The sequence below is a fragment of the Nostoc sp. genome (assembly GCF_036917615.1).
GTDB lineage: Bacteria > Cyanobacteriota > Cyanobacteriia > Cyanobacteriales > Nostocaceae > Nostoc.
Map to the genome: position 1 here is coordinate 297,186 of NZ_JBALCZ010000031.1, position 15,582 is coordinate 312,767.

A 15,582-nucleotide genomic window follows, 5' to 3' on the forward strand; every position below is an offset into this window, starting at 1 on the left:
AGGACGTTAATATATCAACTCAGCCTCGTAAATTGGCGAAAGTATTGGTAAAAAATTGCTCTTTGAACTGAGTCATCCGCTTTCGTTATGCATCAATAACAGCATCAACTTTGACAAACAGGTGTCTCGGTCCCCGTAATGATGCACCTTGCCGATATTCAGGCACATCCTCGACAAGACATGGGGACTGGAGTCGCTGTGCCAGCGCCCTGAAAGCCAATTCACCATCAAGCCTGGCTATGGGTGCGCCAATGCACGAGTGTAAACTGCCGCCAAAACCGAAGTGTTGGTTATTCTGACGATCGGGGTCAAATCGATCGGGGTCGTTAAACTGGAGTGGATCTCGGTTGCCAGAAGCCAACAGAAGTACTAGCGGAACGCCCTTAGGAATGACAGTACCAGCGATCTCAATGTCTGCCAGCGTTGTGCGGGTACGGAATTGCACAGGTGGCTCGAAACGGAGTACTTCTTGGACAAATCTTGGCGCTAGATCTGGGTCTTGGTGTAGCCGTTCTAAATGCTCAGGGTAGCGAAGCAACGTCAACATCCCATTCGTAATCAAATTCACGGTTGTTTCATGACCCGCGACTAGCAGCATAATAGATATGGCAACCAACTCTTGTTCATTGATTTGCCCCGCTTCCATATCGCCGTTGGCCATGATCGCTGACAGTAGATCCTTACCAGGATGTTGGCGAAGATTCTGAATATGCTTGTGCATATAGTCGCCCAATTGCTTTTGAGCCTCTCTCTTTTTACGTTTGTTTTCCCCCTCCTCATCGGGGTCAACCGAGGCGGCGAATACAGTTAACTGCTCATGAAAGAATTGTTGATCTTCAAACGGGACTCCCAGGATTTTGCAAATAACCGTGACTGGCAAAGGGTAAGCAAAGTCATCGACGATATCGATTTGATCGCGTTCGCGGCATTTGTCAAGCTCATGTTTCACCAGTTCCTCTACCCCCGAACGTATACCATAAATGCGCTCCGCCGTCAATTGGTTTACCACAATGCTACGCAAGCGATCGTGGTCGGGAGGATCGAAAGTGCCGAACGATCGGAGCTCCTCTTGGCTTGAGTGCTCATTGCGTGTAGACACCTCTGAACCACTTTTAGAGGGAAGGTTCTTTTCTTCATCTGAGCTAACCCGTGGGTCGAACAGTAGCGATCGAATCTCTGCGTGGGTACTGACAACATAGGTGCCATCATCTTGTACGGACACAGGAGTTTTTCTGAGTTGGGCATAAAGAGGATAGGGATTGTGTCGGTTTTCAAACTTGAGAACCTGAGCGAATAGATTTCCGTTATTCATTTGACCTGTTCTTTCTCTGTTTAAGTGATACTGGCAATGGATGAATTCTTTGACTACGTCTGATGAGACGAAGCAAATTCCGGAGCGATGGGCGAGCAATCAAATTGCTCGAGCGCTCCCTGCATCGGCGGAAAGGATTTGTTGATCTCTTTTCTGTAGGCAGGCAACCACCGGGCTGAGTTAAAGCTGACGACGGCAATTGTGCGTCCTGCTTCTCCATAGGCAGCAATAAACTTGCGATCCTTGGCTAAACCCTGAGTGAAGACAAGCTGATCAGCAGTTTCTGGAAGCCCAATCAGCTTAATGTTCACACCGAACTGGCTCGACCAGAAGTCTGGCAGGTGATCGTGAAGGCGCATTGTCTCAGCAGTTTTGGCAACCATATTGTAAGCTGCTGTCTGCGCTTGAACAACGGCATTTCCCCAGTGTTCGATCGCAATGACGCGATTGTCATAGAGTGGGTGGGGCCACTCAGCTACGTCTCCAGCGACAAAAATGCCTTCGACGACTGCGCCGGACGGATCGAGAACTCGGCAGAATTGGTCACAGCGCACCCCACGTTTACTTACAGCCAGACCGGACTTTTGCAACCACTCGACGTTGCGGACAGCACCGAGCGCCACAACCACTAAATCAGTGTCGAGCACAGCACCATCCGACAGATGAACACGCTGAACCTGTCCCTGGGAATTACCTTCGATTTTGGAGACGGAAACACCGAGTCGGAGATCGACACCAGCCTCACGCTGCATCTGTGCCACGATATCGCCGATTGCTTTACCGAGGGCATGGACAAGTAGTGCTCCTCGCTGTATGAGCACTACAGGCAAACCCAGTTCGCAGCAGCAGGAAGCAACCTCACACCCAATGAAGCCGCCGCCAATAATCACGACGCGCTGAGGCTTTGCTGCTAGCTTTTCTCGCAGCTTAACTGCATCTTCAAAGTTGCGGATGAGAAACACCCCATCAAGGGCAGCTTCTGAAGGGTTTGACCAAGGTCGTGCGCGTGTGCCAGTTGTGATTAAGAGTTGATCGAAGGGAAGGCGATGTCTGACGACAAGCCGCTCCGCGTCTACGCCATTTGCGAGTTCTACAGTTCTATTTTTGATGTTAAGGCCGGTAGCCGCCACACCCAAATGCCACTCAGCATTCAATTGATAGGGGTTTGGCAGGGCGGGTAGGCTAGTAGGGATTTCTCCCGTAAGTAAGTGCTTTGAGAGCGGTGGGCGGTCATAGGGTGCATTCTTTTCGTCGCCTACAAGCGTCAATTTCCCTTGAAAACCCGCAGAGCGTAATGCCTCAGCCCCTCGCAACCCTGCCAGAGAAGCACCAACAATCACAATTCGTTCTTCAGTCATTTTCTGCCTCCTGCTGATCGTCCATTTCCACCCTAATTGCTCGCACTGGACACGATTGTGCAGCTCGCTCGATATCACCACGCAGTCGTTTATCGGGTGCATAATCGTAAACGAGAATTTCTGGACCTTTTAGTTTGAAACTATTAGGTGCCTCATAGCAGCATTGTCCGTACCCCTGACACAAATTTAAATCAACAACAACTTTCACTTTCTGTACGTAATATTGATCAGATGCTATTTTCCGCAATTCTGTGAATTTGTTTGTTATCCAAATGCGACAGAAAATTGACTTAAGTGACCTATACATGTCCCTCAGCTTTATATATGTATAAAATTTTTCTATTTATAGGATAGTAGTACTTATAACTTTAAAAATACATGAACAGAGTTTCGATTAAATTAATCAAAGGAATTTTAGAGGCAACGGCTCAACTGAACCTGGATGGCGATGCAATACTGGTGGCTACTGAACTTGAGCCGTCTATCCTCAGCGATATTGATGCTTACATCACTCAAGATCAATACCGAAACATCTGGCAAGAAATCACTCAACGTTCCGGTCAATCTGATGTTGGACTGCAACTTACAGACTTTGCTTACGTAGGCACGTTTGACTTAATAGGCTACATTATACAGAGCAGTCCCAACTTGGGCGAAGCGATAACATGCTCGATTCGCTATAAGAGATTGATGAACGAAGGAATCGAACTAAAACTTTAAACTCAAGGGCCGGTTGCCCAAATTACCTATAATATCCCAACCGATCCGATGCCAATATCTGCTTACAGCCAATGGGCGCTTGCCAACCTGCTTCAAATAACCCGTGACACAACTGGGGTAAACTGGACACCTATAAGGGTCGGCTTTCGCCATTCTCTACCCGAAAACTTGACAGCGTATCAGCAGAAGTTTCGCTGCCCTTTGGAGTTTAACCAGCCAGTTGACTTTATTCAAATGGATCGAGAACTTCTCCATGTGCCAATGTTGCAAGCAGAACCAGGACTATGTGCTGTCTTGAAACGCTATGGCGAAGATTTACTTAAGAGATTCCCTCCAGCCACCGCCTTTCTAGACAAGGTTCGAGGAGTGATTATTGAAGAACTGGGCAAAGGAAATGTAGGATCTGAGAGGGTTTCAACCCGTTTAGGTATTGTCCCTCGTACCCTACAGCGGCAACTACGAGAGGCAGGCACTTCATATCGAGAGGTGTTAGACGAGATCCGACAAGAATTGTCTGTTTACTATCTGCGAAACTCAGACATAGCAATCTGCGAAGTAACGTTTCTTCTAGGCTTTTCGGAGACTACCAGCTTTAATCGTGCTTTTAAGCGTTGGTATGATTTATCTCCAGCAAAGTTCCAACGCTTGCAATCAAGTGAGTAGGATCGGGTCTGTAAGCGATGATTTCCCGTTAGACCGATACTTTGCACCGGACTGCATCCTGCCGTTATTTACATCGCGAAGTTGTGCTTACAAATGCACCTTCTGCTCAATCCCGTGGACCAGCAACAGTTTTCGCGACCGACGGAGCACCCGATTCAAATATCACTACCGTCTTTTTTAAAATAAGTGGCGTTGCTGAATCAGAGTATGAATTGACATTTTTGATATAACTAAACAACGATTCTTTGAGCCTTTGCGTCTTTGCGTGAGACAATTAATACTTTCAATCAGCAATGCCAAATAAGTACCCTGGGGAATGACTGCGGTGTTCTTTATTTTTTATTTATAAACACCCTCTAAGACATTGGCAATGTGTTTTTAGAGTGAAACACATTGAGAAATTTTAAGTAATCCGTAGTTGCCTCCTCTGAATTTTCCATTAGCAGCAAATGTCCTGCCTTTGGTAATCGGATCACTTGGCTTCCGGGAATACAGCCTTGCAGCCGATCAGCTCCACGAATGTCGTAGATCTTGTCTTCTCTGCCCCAGATAGAAAGGGTCGGAAGCTGAGTTGATCGCCCCTGACAGAGAACGTCATCGTACAGGTTCACGATGTCCCAAATCTCTTGATAGTGACGGTTACGAGTGATGTAGTCGTTCACTTTCTCTGTTTTAACAGAATCAGGGATGGTGGGAGGCGTGACAAACAGCAAGCTAATTTCCAGGTCAAACTGTTCTTTGGTGATTGGAATAAAGGGGTTTATGCCGTCAAAGATGGAATTTCTGACGCTCGAAGCCCAATCAGTCACACCTAAAGGTGAACCGATAAAGGCAAGGCTACGCAACTGTTCCGGGTAACGCTGGCTGTAAAGGGTGGCGATCGCTCCCCCCATCGAACTCCCTGCCACATCAAAGGAGCGAATTCCTAATTGATTCATTAACTGGTGCAGCAGTGCAACCTGATTCTCCAGGGCATAGTCCTTCGTTGCGAACCCAGTGCTGTTGCCGTAGCCCGGTAAGTCGGGAGCGATCGCCCGATAGCCCGCCTTAGACAACTGACACATCATACTGTTCCACTGCTCTTTGCTAGCAAATAGTCCATGCAGCAGTAAGATCGGTTGTCCGTTGCCGACCTGGTTGTAGGACAACATTCCATTGCTAATAGGGGCGGAACGGGTGGTGATCGCGCAGCCGGAAGCAGACGCTGGGCTATTCACAGCAGCGTAACCCACCAATCTACATAGCACCAGAATGACGAAGATCAGCCAGAGGATGAGTTTTTTCATGGTTATTTTTAGTTCTGGAGCAAACCTGCACCCAACGATACATCGTTGTATGGTCTACTGTAAGCCCCCGTTCCGGCATCATCTTCTGCAAGTTGCGGTAACTCAAGGGATAGCGCAAATACCAACGCACGCACAGCAAGATGATGTCAGATTGGAAATGACGCCACTTAAAGGGGTGGTTGGGGTTCATGGACGAGGTGGGTTGCGTGAGCGGTAATAGTGGTACTTAAACAAAAAAGATTATAATGCATGTTGAGTATAGCTTTCACGCCACTCGTAGTGAAGCTTTAGTTACAGCTGCTGCTAATTTGGTTGTGGCAGCTGTAACTACACCGACCTGGGGACGGGTGTCTTTAGCAATTTCAGGAGCGATCGCTTTCTTTTCCACCCGACTTTGCTTCTTTGGTTGCCTTTTTTCTCTCGTTTATTGGTGCAATTCTGCTTTCGTCTGCATTGACTATGCTTCTGACTGTATCAATGATGTGGACACTTTCTGGTGAGGGAATCAATAGTATCCTCCCCACTCTTATTATTATGTTCTCTGGAATGATTGTTCCTCTGCCGCTTTTTCCTGAGTGGAGCAAGCCTTTGCTAAATGCACTTCCTTTTTCAGGGCTTGTTGACCAACCTTTTAGGCAGATAACGACAGCAAGTTTCTTTACAATATTAAGCTTCACTATTTTAAAAAGAGATAAAAATTAATTTTTTTAGGGTTTAATTACCAAATAATATGGTAATTTACTCAATAAGTTGGTATTATCTTTTGTAGATTACACAGATACACTTATCCATTTTGAAAGACGCAAATCTAACAAGAGGTTTGCGGCTAACTTTGGCCTCAGGATTCATTAGTTTTTAATAACTTATATTGAAAACTAGCTATTTTGTATCGTCTGGTAAGGAGTTGAAAGTTTAACGATAGAACCGTTTTGATTTTAATCTAACAAAATTTATTGTCAACTTGCTCAGTTTTGGCGATAACGAGACTAATTTTTGGTGAGCAAACAGCTTTGAGCCAAACTATCTAATTTTTTCAATATTCAATAGTAAACGGAGAAATGTTTTATGCGTTTTACCCGCACAATACCCATTGCGTCTTTAATACTATCGATACTGGTTTTATGGCAGCCTACTTTAGCTGACTCAAGAAGTGGTCTTCCCTTGGCTAAAGAAGAAAAAATACCATCTCTATCGGATAAAAATAAGTGTCTTGGAGGTTTTTCGCCAAGTTTTCGCTTGGGTGGAGAAATCAAGAATCCAACCACCTATAATTTGCAAAACCTCAAAAACTTGCGAGATACTTTAAAAAAACAAAATCCAGCATTAGTTACTGAAATCACTGTCAGCTTTCAAACCGGCTCAGGTCCACGAACCGAAACATACTATGGAGTTCCTCTATGGGAATTGATTAATAATCCGAAAGCCGGAGGTGGTCTTAAACCTGGGAATTCTGGTTTAAATCCTAAAAACTCTTTGCTGAGGCAATATGTTCTAGTTGATGCCACAGATTGCTATGGTGCAGTTGTAGCTATTGGTGAAATTCAACCTAACTTTGAAGGGAAAACAGTGTTAGTTGCATATGCAAAAAAAGGTACTGATGGTAAAGTCGTGCCTTTAATAGATGAAGGATTTGCTCGTTTAGTAATTCCAGGTGACAAAGCTGGAGGTCGTTACGTTACTAATGTGACAAATATTCTCATATTATCCGCTCCTGCTTCTCCTTTGAAACCAAAATATTTCTGATGTAGAGGCTAAGGTTCTCAGTCTCAAGACTATCAGTAATAATTTATGGAGACATTTGTAAATCTATTGAGTATGACTGGCGAAAAGCTTGTTTACGCCCACCATGTCTTCAATAATTAACAATGCCCAACACGATTCAGATAAGCTATTGAGGCAGGGGAAGAAAAAGAGTTATTGAGCAATAATTCTTTCTTCCCCTGCTGAATCACTGTTCCTCCTGATTGCCTCAACTGATAACTTTCTTAACCGAACCGTATTGTCACAAAGCCAACATTTGTCTATATAAAGTGATTGACATTTTTCCAACTAAATTGGTAGTCTGAACCTTGAGGGTAAAATACCCAAAAACTTGAAGATTTTAGCGAACAGATGAAAAAATATTTTTTGACAGGTTCTTTGGCAGCTTGTGTATTTAGTGTTGTGATACCAAATCAAGCTTTTGCCGCTAATCTCAACTTATATGGAGCAGGTAGTTTAAGAAATGCACTAACGGAAGTCAGCCAAGACTTCACCCAAGAAACAGGAATAGGAGTGAGTACACTATTTGGGCCATCAGGGATTAGAGAACAAGCAATAGAAACAGAACTCCAACTTGGACAGCCTACTGCTGATGTCTTTGCTAGTGCAGATATTGGAAATCCACAAAAACTCTACATTAAGGGGTTGAGCAGTCAGCCAGTGGAATTTACTCAAAACCAGATTGTAGCGGTGTTTTCCTCAAAGTATTCCCAGGCAAAAATTACACCAAATCAGGTGTTAGATTACTTACTAAATCCCAACATCAAGTTGGGAACTTCAACACCTATATTAGATCCTCTTGGAGACTACACTCAACAGATATTTACTCAAGCTAATTCCAAAAACCCTGGTAGTTTTGATACCCTCAATAGTAAAGCCTTGCGATTAACAGGTGGAACGAATACCCCAATAGTCCCATCAGGACAGGATAGCTTAGTGTATTTTCTAAACAAGACTCAGCAAGCAGATGTTTTCTTGACTTATTATACTGGCGCGATCGCATCGCAAAAAATTGATCCGAGTCTGAAAGTAGTTGGGCTACCAGATTATTTGTCTGTTGCAGCGCCATTTGGTTTAACAGTTATCAAAAATGCTGATCCGAATGCACAGAAACTAGCAGATTATATTTTGTCACAGAAAGGACAGCAAGTTTTGCATAAGTATGGATTTATTAGCCCCACCAAATCAGTACCCGAACCCAACTATGTTTGTGGACTATTACTAACTGCGGCTATGGGTTTAGCACTTAAGAAAAAATTGGCAGAGGCAAAGCAAAAGATACAAGTTTAAAATCTTAGATAAAGCGATCCTCTAACTAACAATAAAGCGATCGCCTTTATCCCAATGTCAACACTCCTGCTGTAAAATCTGCGACTAGTCGTTTTGTTTGTAACCAACGCACACCCAAAAGAATGTTATCAAGATCATTTCCACCCATAACTTCTATGGTGAATCCCCAAAGTTACTCATGGTGATTAATGCCTTGATTGCGAATTAAATAAGATTCGACTCTAAGTATTAATTCTCTAAGATGATCTATTTTTTCCTCAACATCATCAAACCCAGTAATGATACCTTCTGAAATTTGTCTTTGGTTATTCAAAAGGTGATTGAAATCGCGTGCTTCATTTACCTTTTTTTCAGCAGCGGCTTCTGCTTTAGCAATAGCCTGCTGTTTTTCAAGACTAGCTTGTTGTCTTTCAAACTTTTGTTTATCGCTCCATCGAAAAAGCCAACCTGATACAGCAACAATAAAGGAAAGTGTAAAGCCGGCCAAGCTCAGATCAAACTTCATTGTGGTTAATATCCGGAAATTCCCATGTATTGCAATTCTGAAGCTGTTTTAAAATATCCTTCTAAGCAGCTAACGCTGCCAAGACATAAGTTTTTACCTTCTGAAAAGCTTGTGTAGCATACTCGATTTTAAGTTTCTTGCTTTGAATCCAGACACTTATATATCGAATTTCTTGAGTATTATCAATTTGTAAGCCGAATTGAAAATTTGTAGAATTGACTGCTGCATCATTTGGTAGAAGGGCTATTCCCTGCCGCTCTGAAGGATTCCAATCTGAAGCTAAAGCAGATGTTATAGTTGTCAAAACTTCTTCTAATTGGAGTGATATTTTACTTTCATCAATATATATCAACTGAATTTCAGCATTAATCACCCGGTCGTAGCGAATTACCGCTAAATCTTCAGGAACAGGGATAAACCCAGGGGCTGCAAGTATCTCAAAAGTTTCTAAATTAATGTCTACTAATACTTGAGGAGTCAACCAGGGTTGTGAACTATTCTGAAAACTACCACCAGCAGGAATTGCAATACTCATTTCGTTGATTGATTAAATTAGTTATTAAATTCTTCAATTTTTGTCAATGCTTCTTAACCGCTCTAGCGTCGTGAGTTACCCGCGACCTATTCGCCTAATTTGAATTTCAAAACCTTACAAAACTAGTATTCCCGTTGCCTTTATATCATTTAATTGCTGTTGAATAGTAGTGTGGTCATCTCCCTCATATTGATAAATACTTAAATTACAAGAAATAAACCAAGTGGGAATATTGATTTGTAACTGATAATTATTTGATAAATTATCAGAAATAACTAAATTAAACCTACCCAAAAATAATGGTTTTCGATCCTCAACATATATTTCCCCCAGAAAATAATTTGTAAATCGAGAAAGGCTCCCAGCATAAAACCATTGTTTACCAACGGGTATTGTCGTATTTATATGAATACCCAATACTGGTTTATCTAAAATTATGCTGGGGTAAATTGGTGCAATTTTAGCGTAATGAGTCTTACTCCCAATAGTTGCTATTGCTGTAGCAGGGATGGAGACAGAATACATCAATTGCCAATTGGATTCGGTAGATAAATCCAACGTTCTAGTCATGTCGAATATTAACTACGAACAATATCAAAAACTGGTTGCAGATATTCAAAAGGGTTTATCCCTGTTTCAGCTAATACATCAAAATAAAAGTTAGCATCAACGCTCCCAGTAAGCCAGCCAACCATTGCAGTATTAGCAGTAATCATTTGTTCAAAATTAACTTCTTGTCCTGCTTCGTTTCGCCCTGCTGCAATTGCTAAAACGTCTCGGATGTCCTCAGGAATTACAATAATGTTACTCATTTTCTGGAATAATCAAGACTTTATTAGATGCAGTTGTACCAACAATAGTTTTGGAGATGAAAGTATTGTAAGCCGTAGAGCCTTGAATTTGCTCAACAGCTTGAATAAACGTCTCAGATGCTTTACCACGCCCAAACGGAGTAGAAACCGTATCGGTAATTATTTTTTTGTATTTATTGCCAGTGATACGTCCTTGTTTTCCAAGAACTTGCCCAACAACGGAAATACAGGAAAGTTTAGCAAAACTGTATTTAGTATGGGACAAAACAATTAAATTAGTTTCTGGTGGTGTTGGCTCATGTTCTAATATTCTCCCAGCGCCATCTGCCCCGCCTTGTACAATTCCAAGAAGTTGCGTAATGTTTTCTTGAACGGCTGTTACTGGTTGAGTTACAGATGGTATTGCTTTTTGAATAATCAACAATCCACTTGTAGTATTGAATGGTCGAATATACCCTTGGACTCTTTTTACTAATATCCGAGGTTGGCTTTTCTTACTTGATTCATATAAAGCTTGTTTTTCAACGCGAGTCTTTTTTTGCCACGCCAGCACTTTTTCCCAGTCAGCTGCTAATTCAGCCCCTCTGGACATATCACCGTATTTAGTCATAGATTTTCTTACCTCTTATTTTCTTTAGACTAACGCTATATTTCAAACTATTTTCTATCGGGAATATAGTATATTCCCTTGCTATATTAATAGCTAAACTTTACCAAGGAGTCATATTTGCCTGTAGTGTCAATCAAAAACACAGGATTAGGTTCTCCAGGTACTAGGCAATAAGCATACCGAAACCGTACATTGTCAACTCTTCGATAGGCTTTTACTTTTCGTTTTTTGCCCATAATTGTCTGAGTTTCAGTAATTTCACCAATTGTACTTGGTCTTTTTGGATTGCCTACATTTATATTTTTTTCATTAAAAACTACATCAATTACGTTACAAATTTTTTGATAAATATCAATAGCATCTTCTTCGGTTTTTGCAAGTATTTTGGTTCCATTTGGAAAGCCATTTTTTGCATCTTTGTAGCTAATACATAACTTACCTTTAGTCAACACAATTCCTTGTTTGTTGAGAAGGAATTGTGATTTTATTTCGATAGCTATCTCAATTAGTTTTTCACGTAAATTTAATGAAGTGTTTTCTAATTTCATTAGTCGAACACTACATTCAGCATCGGCTCTATAATTTTCTCCTGCTGGCATTGAAGCAGAATCCTGTGAAAAATAAAAAGTTATTTTGGGATATCCTACAACAGGAGGGTCAATACTTTCTCTACTACCATAAAATATTGCTAATCCCTTTCTTCCATATCCCAACAAATCAAATAATAAATGATGCCGAAGATTCATCATTAATTGATTATCTGTATCTAGCATTGTGCAAGCTACTCGTAAACTGCTACGAGCCGTTTGTATATTCGGTTTCCAATCATTAGGATGGTCACTAAAATATTGCCCGACTAAAGCGTTGTGTTCTGGAACATAAATACCTTGCAGATGTTCAAAAGGTTGAAAATTATCAGGTAACGATTCTTCTGCTGGATCAACAACCTTTATTGCTGGCGTAGCGGCTGGTTTGAGAGTGCTTCCTGTAGTGATGTCTGAGGTATATGGAAATTGTCTACCTTGCTCATCGTGCGGTGGAATATAAACAGGGATACCATCAGGCATATATTTTAATCGCTAGCGTTATGGGTATCATCAGAAGTTATTTTGGGTGAATTAGTGCTATCAGCTTTCGCTTGTGCATAACCTTTGACAGTAACAATAGGCTCTGGGACTGTAATGCCCGGTTGGTATTTGATGACATTACCTAATCTGTCTACAATAGGATTACCGTTTTTATCTTTGGGGTCTTCTTGATCGAGTGTTTTAGTTAAATCAGTAATTGCGCTATTGACTCCATTGGCTGCTTCTACCATAGCAATGGGAGCAGCGACTACCATTGCGATAGTATTTAAATCGGTGTTAGCATTTTCCATAAAGTGGAAAAACTTACCTTTAAGGTTAGGCTGTGGGTTCATGAAACCGTATGCTTTTTCACCTATAACACCCCAGATTTTAAGTGCATTACCAATTTTGCCAATATTACCGCCAATAAGTTCTAGGGCGGCAGTAGCTACGCTCATAGCATTGCTGATTTGATTGAATACATTAGAACCCGCTTGATAAATGCGATTAGCTAATGCCCAGTCTTGTGATATTGTTTTGTAATTGTCTTCTCCAATAGCCGTTTCCAGTATTTCTTCTACGGACTTTTTGATAATTTCATTAATATCCAAAGGAGTACCATCAATTCCCTTGGGTAAGATGAATGCCAACACTTGATTGATAACACCACCCAATGTTTGCCCTAAATTGTTGCTCAACATCAAAGCATTATGTACAGTTGCTGCAAAAGTTAAAACTGACAGTACTTTCTCGATATAGGTGTTTTTAGCTATCTGTTCAATAAAGCCACTTAAACCACCTGTTACTTGTTTACCAAGTTTGTTATTAATGATATTCAAAAGTGCTAATTGCGCCACATCGGCTGCCTTGCTAACAATGTCAAATATTTTTTGGCACAGTATTAACACAGGTGCAAGTATTGCCATGATCGGCGTCAAAATGTATGTTCTAGTGATGTTGTGCAGCGCTGCACCCGATGCCCTAGTTTGCGCGTGTTGATTTCTAATAAACTCTCTTAATCCTGCTAAATCACCTGGGTTCACGTCTACACCATCCCTTCCGTTAAGTCCGTTTAATCCGTTTCTGCCGTTTGTGCCATTTCTCCCAGGCGCACCCGCTGCACCGGGCTGACCATTGATGCCATCGCGCCCAGGTCTACCGGCTAATCCGCTCAATCCAGGTAATCCTCTGTCACCTTGTCGCCCCGGTGTTCCTGGAACTTGAATAATGCTTGTTACACCGTCTCTACCATTAAGACCATCACGCCCTGGTGTATCTTGTCTACCAGTAGCCCCTGATGTACCTGGCACACCTTGCAATCCTGGAATACCTCTAAGTGCTTTGAATGTTTGGTATAGTGCCAGTGCGGTGAGTGCAACTTGCAATGCTTTTTCTGCTTTACCATTGAGTTGGTCAATGCCTTTTTTAAACTCTGCAATATCCTTGCGGTCTTTTCTTTCTGCTACGTCTACTTCACCAACTCTTCTACCAGCGATATCAGCTTTACTTTCAGCACGCTTCGCTACCAGTTCCACGGTTACCGCTTTTAGTAGCAGTAATAATTCCACTTTTGTTAGCATCGATAGTGGCTTGTGCAATACTGCGTACCTGTTGCTCTGTCAATGATTGTATTTTCGCCACCTCTGCCCTTAGTGCGGCAAGTTCAGCGCTTAAACTAGCGCAAGTATCAACCATTTTTCGACCTCAAATCATTGGTAATGACTCTAATTTGTTCAGCAGTGGCATGACAATCAAGACAGCAATATCCAGGATATCCAGACATTTCACATCGGCAATAACCCGGAGGACAATCACCACAAGCCACCTCAATCTTGCATGGTGCATTACCTTCAACAGTAAAAATATCAGTAATAGAATCAACCCGTTTGATGTGTACTCTTACTTTTTGTTTTGCTGTTTCAGTGTTAGCGCAGGTGATAGATTGATTGATGCTTATAGACGAGGGATCGACGTTAAAGTATTGAGTTAACGTATTGGAATCGCAGAGGCGCACCCATAACTCATATCTATACTTGAAATCATAACCAGCTCCGTTATCTCTTATCTCATAATCCCTAACCACTATCGAAGCGCCACGTTCGTTATTAGTACTGTAGCAAGATAGTTGGTAACCTATTTGCTGATAATTTGAAGTATGATCTGTAAAATCTTCTGTTGTTATTTCTACGGGCGAAACTCTTGGTTCATATATTTGTTTTTGTTGACCATTGAAAGTGATATATACTTTTGGTTTATCACCGATGTTGCAATAAGATGTCATGTTCCATAAAACTCTACTTCTGACACGTTGCAATAGGTGTTGTCAGCACCATAGTATCTGAGATATCTGTATGCTGTTGATGTGGTAATAGTGCCTTCGTACCAAGTGTTGATATCAGGAGTTGAGGGGAAGGTGAACAAGTCAACATAACCTGAGTCCTGAGCAGTGTTACTACCTTGAATTTTTGCCCCGGTAGTTCTGGTTTGAACCCCTGCATCCTGCCGGGGATAAACACGCACTTTTGTAAGTTTTTTAGCATTGCTTGGACCTAAGTCAATACCGCAATAACCACCGCTGGGATACATAAAATCGAAAATTGTAGATGTATTACCATCAAAAGCTTTGTCGTACTCTCTGCCTGATGTGTAAGCTGGTGAAGTTCCAAAAGCTACTCCGGTGAGTTTATTGCTGGTGGGCTGGACAGGGGGAGTAGTCGTACTGCTGGATGCTCCTTTTAAAAAGTTAGCTCCGGTAATGTTGTAAGTCTCCCCCGTTTCTGGGTTTTGCATTATCAGTAAATCATCATTGCCAGCAACAGTTTTAGTAATTGCAATATCTTTAATTTGGGGCATAGGAAAATATTATTATTTGGTTGTTGATGTATGGTGAGCTATTTCTTTTTATCTGGAATGGCTTCCACGAAATGATATTAATTAGCTCGTAAGCGTTGGAAATATTGCAAGTAATAACTTGGTTGTTTTCGTCAGTTATTATCAGATTATTTTCATCGGTGAGCGTGTCATCAAAATTCTCGGATGCGGTAACAAGAATACCTGCGAGTAGACTATTTGCGGTGTTAACTGGTTTCGCTGTCAACCGAGTTAAGGAAGCTTTCTGGATAATCAAAACATTGGCATCCTGAAAAGCTCACTCGCCAAATATTTCAGCAAGGGATAGATTAGTCATTAATAATTATCGGGGTCAATTACTGATGCAGTATCCGGTTTTGCCAGATTAACTGTAAGTTGATCCACTCGGTAGGAATCGTTATTTGTGCCTCTAGTAGTAAAACCAGGGTAGCCGGAATCAATATAAAGACTTTGGTCTGTATTCGAGTCAAAAGCAGTTTTAGTTAGTGCAACTTGACTTTGTAATAGAATTCCTGTTAGCAAGCTTTCAGGCGTGTTATTAGCACTAGGGGTTAACCGAGGGAGATTAGCCTTGGTAATTGTAAACGTGGTGGCTGTTTGTACAGCATCCGCGCCGAATACTTCCTGTAAAGTTGGTTCAGACATCTGACGGATTAATGAAGTGAATAAATCCGTTGTATGAGCGATTGAAAAATATGTAAATGTTCCAGTTTTACGTAAAACCGGAAGTTTTACGGACGACGCTAAAGTATTACGGTGATTACGATTGAAGCGGATTTAGGTAATACCTGA

General features: G+C 41.8%; 20 protein-coding genes and 2 pseudogenes. 5 read left to right on the plus strand and 17 right to left on the minus strand.

Annotation, left to right across the window (positions count from 1 at the left end; genetic code table 11):
* Positions 1-85 precede the first annotated feature (85 nt).
* From V7K85_RS12565 to V7K85_RS12575, 3 genes are read right to left on the minus strand one after another with little or no spacing between them, the layout of a single operon-like run.
* Entirely contained in the window at positions 86-1,312 is a 1,227-nt protein-coding gene (locus V7K85_RS12565) for a cytochrome P450 (protein WP_334813994.1), read from the minus strand.
* A gap of 53 nt (positions 1,313-1,365) precedes the next feature.
* A complete protein-coding gene (locus V7K85_RS12570; RefSeq protein WP_334813995.1) occupies positions 1,366-2,670 on the minus strand; it encodes an NAD(P)/FAD-dependent oxidoreductase in 1,305 nt (434 codons plus the stop codon).
* A complete protein-coding gene (locus tag V7K85_RS12575) occupies positions 2,663-2,878 on the minus strand; it encodes a ferredoxin (protein WP_334813996.1) in 216 nt (71 codons plus the stop codon). The genes V7K85_RS12570 and V7K85_RS12575 overlap by 8 nt, the downstream gene beginning before the upstream one ends.
* A 170-nt stretch (positions 2,879-3,048) precedes the next feature.
* On the opposite strand from V7K85_RS12575, the pseudogene V7K85_RS12580 reads away from it, so the two are divergent.
* Together V7K85_RS12580 and V7K85_RS12585 are read left to right on the plus strand one after the other, a co-directional pair.
* Positions 3,049-3,642, plus strand: a pseudogene (locus V7K85_RS12580) (AraC family transcriptional regulator); the annotation flags it as partial.
* 9 nt (positions 3,643-3,651) lie between these two features.
* Positions 3,652-4,053, plus strand: coding sequence for a helix-turn-helix transcriptional regulator (locus V7K85_RS12585; RefSeq protein ID WP_334814020.1), 402 nt, complete (start codon positions 3,652-3,654; stop codon positions 4,051-4,053).
* A gap of 356 nt (positions 4,054-4,409) precedes the next feature.
* Here V7K85_RS12585 and V7K85_RS12590 read toward each other — a convergent pair whose 3' ends face one another.
* From V7K85_RS12590 to V7K85_RS12600, 3 genes and pseudogenes are all read right to left on the minus strand, one after another.
* Entirely contained in the window at positions 4,410-5,300 is an 891-nt protein-coding gene (locus tag V7K85_RS12590; RefSeq protein WP_334813997.1) for an alpha/beta fold hydrolase, read from the minus strand.
* Between the two features lie 67 nt (positions 5,301-5,367).
* Positions 5,368-5,529 (minus strand): annotated as a pseudogene (locus V7K85_RS12595) (IS6 family transposase); the annotation flags it as partial.
* 75 nt (positions 5,530-5,604) lie between these two features.
* A complete protein-coding gene (locus V7K85_RS12600) occupies positions 5,605-5,727 on the minus strand; it encodes a hypothetical protein (protein WP_334813998.1) in 123 nt (40 codons plus the stop codon).
* A gap of 14 nt (positions 5,728-5,741) precedes the next feature.
* Between V7K85_RS12600 and V7K85_RS12605 the strand changes: the two genes are divergently transcribed.
* The 3 genes from V7K85_RS12605 to V7K85_RS12615 all read left to right on the plus strand — a co-directional run bounded on the left by V7K85_RS12605 (position 5,742) and on the right by V7K85_RS12615 (position 8,390).
* Positions 5,742-6,041 (plus strand): hypothetical protein, encoded by a 300-nt coding sequence (locus V7K85_RS12605; RefSeq protein ID WP_334813999.1) that lies wholly within the window; start codon positions 5,742-5,744, stop codon positions 6,039-6,041.
* Between the two features lie 459 nt (positions 6,042-6,500).
* Positions 6,501-7,082 carry a hypothetical protein gene (locus V7K85_RS12610; protein WP_334814000.1) on the plus strand — a complete coding sequence of 194 codons (582 nt, stop codon included), beginning with the start codon at positions 6,501-6,503 and terminating at the stop codon, positions 7,080-7,082.
* Positions 7,083-7,451: 369 nt separating this feature from the next.
* On the plus strand, positions 7,452-8,390 hold the full coding sequence (locus V7K85_RS12615) for an extracellular solute-binding protein (RefSeq protein ID WP_334814001.1): 939 nt from the start codon (positions 7,452-7,454) through the stop codon (positions 8,388-8,390).
* 172 nt (positions 8,391-8,562) lie between these two features.
* Here the strand turns inward: V7K85_RS12615 and V7K85_RS12620 are convergent, their stop codons facing one another.
* The 11 genes from V7K85_RS12620 to V7K85_RS12670 all read right to left on the minus strand — a co-directional run bounded on the left by V7K85_RS12620 (position 8,563) and on the right by V7K85_RS12670 (position 15,435).
* On the minus strand, positions 8,563-8,895 hold the full coding sequence (locus V7K85_RS12620) for a hypothetical protein (protein WP_334814002.1): 333 nt from the start codon (positions 8,893-8,895) through the stop codon (positions 8,563-8,565).
* 61 nt (positions 8,896-8,956) lie between these two features.
* On the minus strand, positions 8,957-9,430 hold the full coding sequence (locus tag V7K85_RS12625) for a hypothetical protein (RefSeq protein ID WP_334814003.1): 474 nt from the start codon (positions 9,428-9,430) through the stop codon (positions 8,957-8,959).
* 114 nt (positions 9,431-9,544) lie between these two features.
* On the minus strand, positions 9,545-9,988 hold the full coding sequence (locus tag V7K85_RS12630) for a hypothetical protein (protein ID WP_334814004.1): 444 nt from the start codon (positions 9,986-9,988) through the stop codon (positions 9,545-9,547).
* A 20-nt stretch (positions 9,989-10,008) separates the two neighbouring features.
* A complete protein-coding gene (locus tag V7K85_RS12635) occupies positions 10,009-10,242 on the minus strand; it encodes a hypothetical protein (protein ID WP_334814005.1) in 234 nt (77 codons plus the stop codon).
* Positions 10,235-10,852 carry a hypothetical protein gene (locus V7K85_RS12640; RefSeq protein ID WP_334814006.1) on the minus strand — a complete coding sequence of 206 codons (618 nt, stop codon included), beginning with the start codon at positions 10,850-10,852 and terminating at the stop codon, positions 10,235-10,237. Before V7K85_RS12640 ends, V7K85_RS12635 begins: the two co-directional genes overlap by 8 nt.
* 86 nt (positions 10,853-10,938) lie before the next feature.
* A complete protein-coding gene (locus V7K85_RS12645; protein ID WP_334814007.1) occupies positions 10,939-11,919 on the minus strand; it encodes a hypothetical protein in 981 nt (326 codons plus the stop codon).
* A gap of 5 nt (positions 11,920-11,924) precedes the next feature.
* On the minus strand, positions 11,925-13,499 hold the full coding sequence (locus V7K85_RS12650; RefSeq protein ID WP_334814008.1) for a hypothetical protein: 1,575 nt from the start codon (positions 13,497-13,499) through the stop codon (positions 11,925-11,927).
* Positions 13,429-13,614, minus strand: coding sequence for a hypothetical protein (locus V7K85_RS12655; protein ID WP_334814009.1), 186 nt, complete (start codon positions 13,612-13,614; stop codon positions 13,429-13,431). The genes V7K85_RS12650 and V7K85_RS12655 overlap by 71 nt, the downstream gene beginning before the upstream one ends.
* Entirely contained in the window at positions 13,607-14,200 is a 594-nt protein-coding gene (locus V7K85_RS12660; protein WP_334814010.1) for a hypothetical protein, read from the minus strand. The genes V7K85_RS12655 and V7K85_RS12660 overlap by 8 nt, the downstream gene beginning before the upstream one ends.
* Entirely contained in the window at positions 14,197-14,772 is a 576-nt protein-coding gene (locus V7K85_RS12665) for a discoidin domain-containing protein (protein WP_334814011.1), read from the minus strand. The genes V7K85_RS12660 and V7K85_RS12665 overlap by 4 nt, the downstream gene beginning before the upstream one ends.
* 333 nt (positions 14,773-15,105) lie before the next feature.
* Entirely contained in the window at positions 15,106-15,435 is a 330-nt protein-coding gene (locus tag V7K85_RS12670; RefSeq protein ID WP_334814012.1) for a hypothetical protein, read from the minus strand.
* Between the last annotated feature and the right edge of the window lie 147 nt (positions 15,436-15,582).

What these genes read in the sequence shown, in the direction of transcription:
- V7K85_RS12565 (WP_334813994.1), bottom strand. Translation starts at nt 1,312, where the DNA reads ATGAATAACGGAAATCTATTCGCTCAGGTTCTCAAGTTTGAAAACCGA.
- V7K85_RS12570 (WP_334813995.1), bottom strand. Translation starts at nt 2,670, where the DNA reads ATGACTGAAGAACGAATTGTGATTGTTGGTGCTTCTCTGGCAGGGTTG.
- V7K85_RS12585 (WP_334814020.1), top strand. Translation starts at nt 3,652, where the DNA reads ATGTTGCAAGCAGAACCAGGACTATGTGCTGTCTTGAAACGCTATGGC.
- V7K85_RS12615 (WP_334814001.1), top strand. Translation starts at nt 7,452, where the DNA reads ATGAAAAAATATTTTTTGACAGGTTCTTTGGCAGCTTGTGTATTTAGT.
- V7K85_RS12620 (WP_334814002.1), bottom strand. Translation starts at nt 8,895, where the DNA reads ATGAAGTTTGATCTGAGCTTGGCCGGCTTTACACTTTCCTTTATTGTT.
- V7K85_RS12625 (WP_334814003.1), bottom strand. Translation starts at nt 9,430, where the DNA reads ATGAGTATTGCAATTCCTGCTGGTGGTAGTTTTCAGAATAGTTCACAA.
- V7K85_RS12635 (WP_334814005.1), bottom strand. Translation starts at nt 10,242, where the DNA reads ATGAGTAACATTATTGTAATTCCTGAGGACATCCGAGACGTTTTAGCA.
- V7K85_RS12640 (WP_334814006.1), bottom strand. Translation starts at nt 10,852, where the DNA reads ATGACTAAATACGGTGATATGTCCAGAGGGGCTGAATTAGCAGCTGAC.
- V7K85_RS12645 (WP_334814007.1), bottom strand. Translation starts at nt 11,919, where the DNA reads ATGCCTGATGGTATCCCTGTTTATATTCCACCGCACGATGAGCAAGGT.
- V7K85_RS12650 (WP_334814008.1), bottom strand. Translation starts at nt 13,499, where the DNA reads ATGCTAACAAAAGTGGAATTATTACTGCTACTAAAAGCGGTAACCGTG.
- V7K85_RS12655 (WP_334814009.1), bottom strand. Translation starts at nt 13,614, where the DNA reads ATGGTTGATACTTGCGCTAGTTTAAGCGCTGAACTTGCCGCACTAAGG.
- V7K85_RS12660 (WP_334814010.1), bottom strand. Translation starts at nt 14,200, where the DNA reads ATGACATCTTATTGCAACATCGGTGATAAACCAAAAGTATATATCACT.
- V7K85_RS12665 (WP_334814011.1), bottom strand. Translation starts at nt 14,772, where the DNA reads ATGCCCCAAATTAAAGATATTGCAATTACTAAAACTGTTGCTGGCAAT.
- V7K85_RS12670 (WP_334814012.1), bottom strand. Translation starts at nt 15,435, where the DNA reads ATGTCTGAACCAACTTTACAGGAAGTATTCGGCGCGGATGCTGTACAA.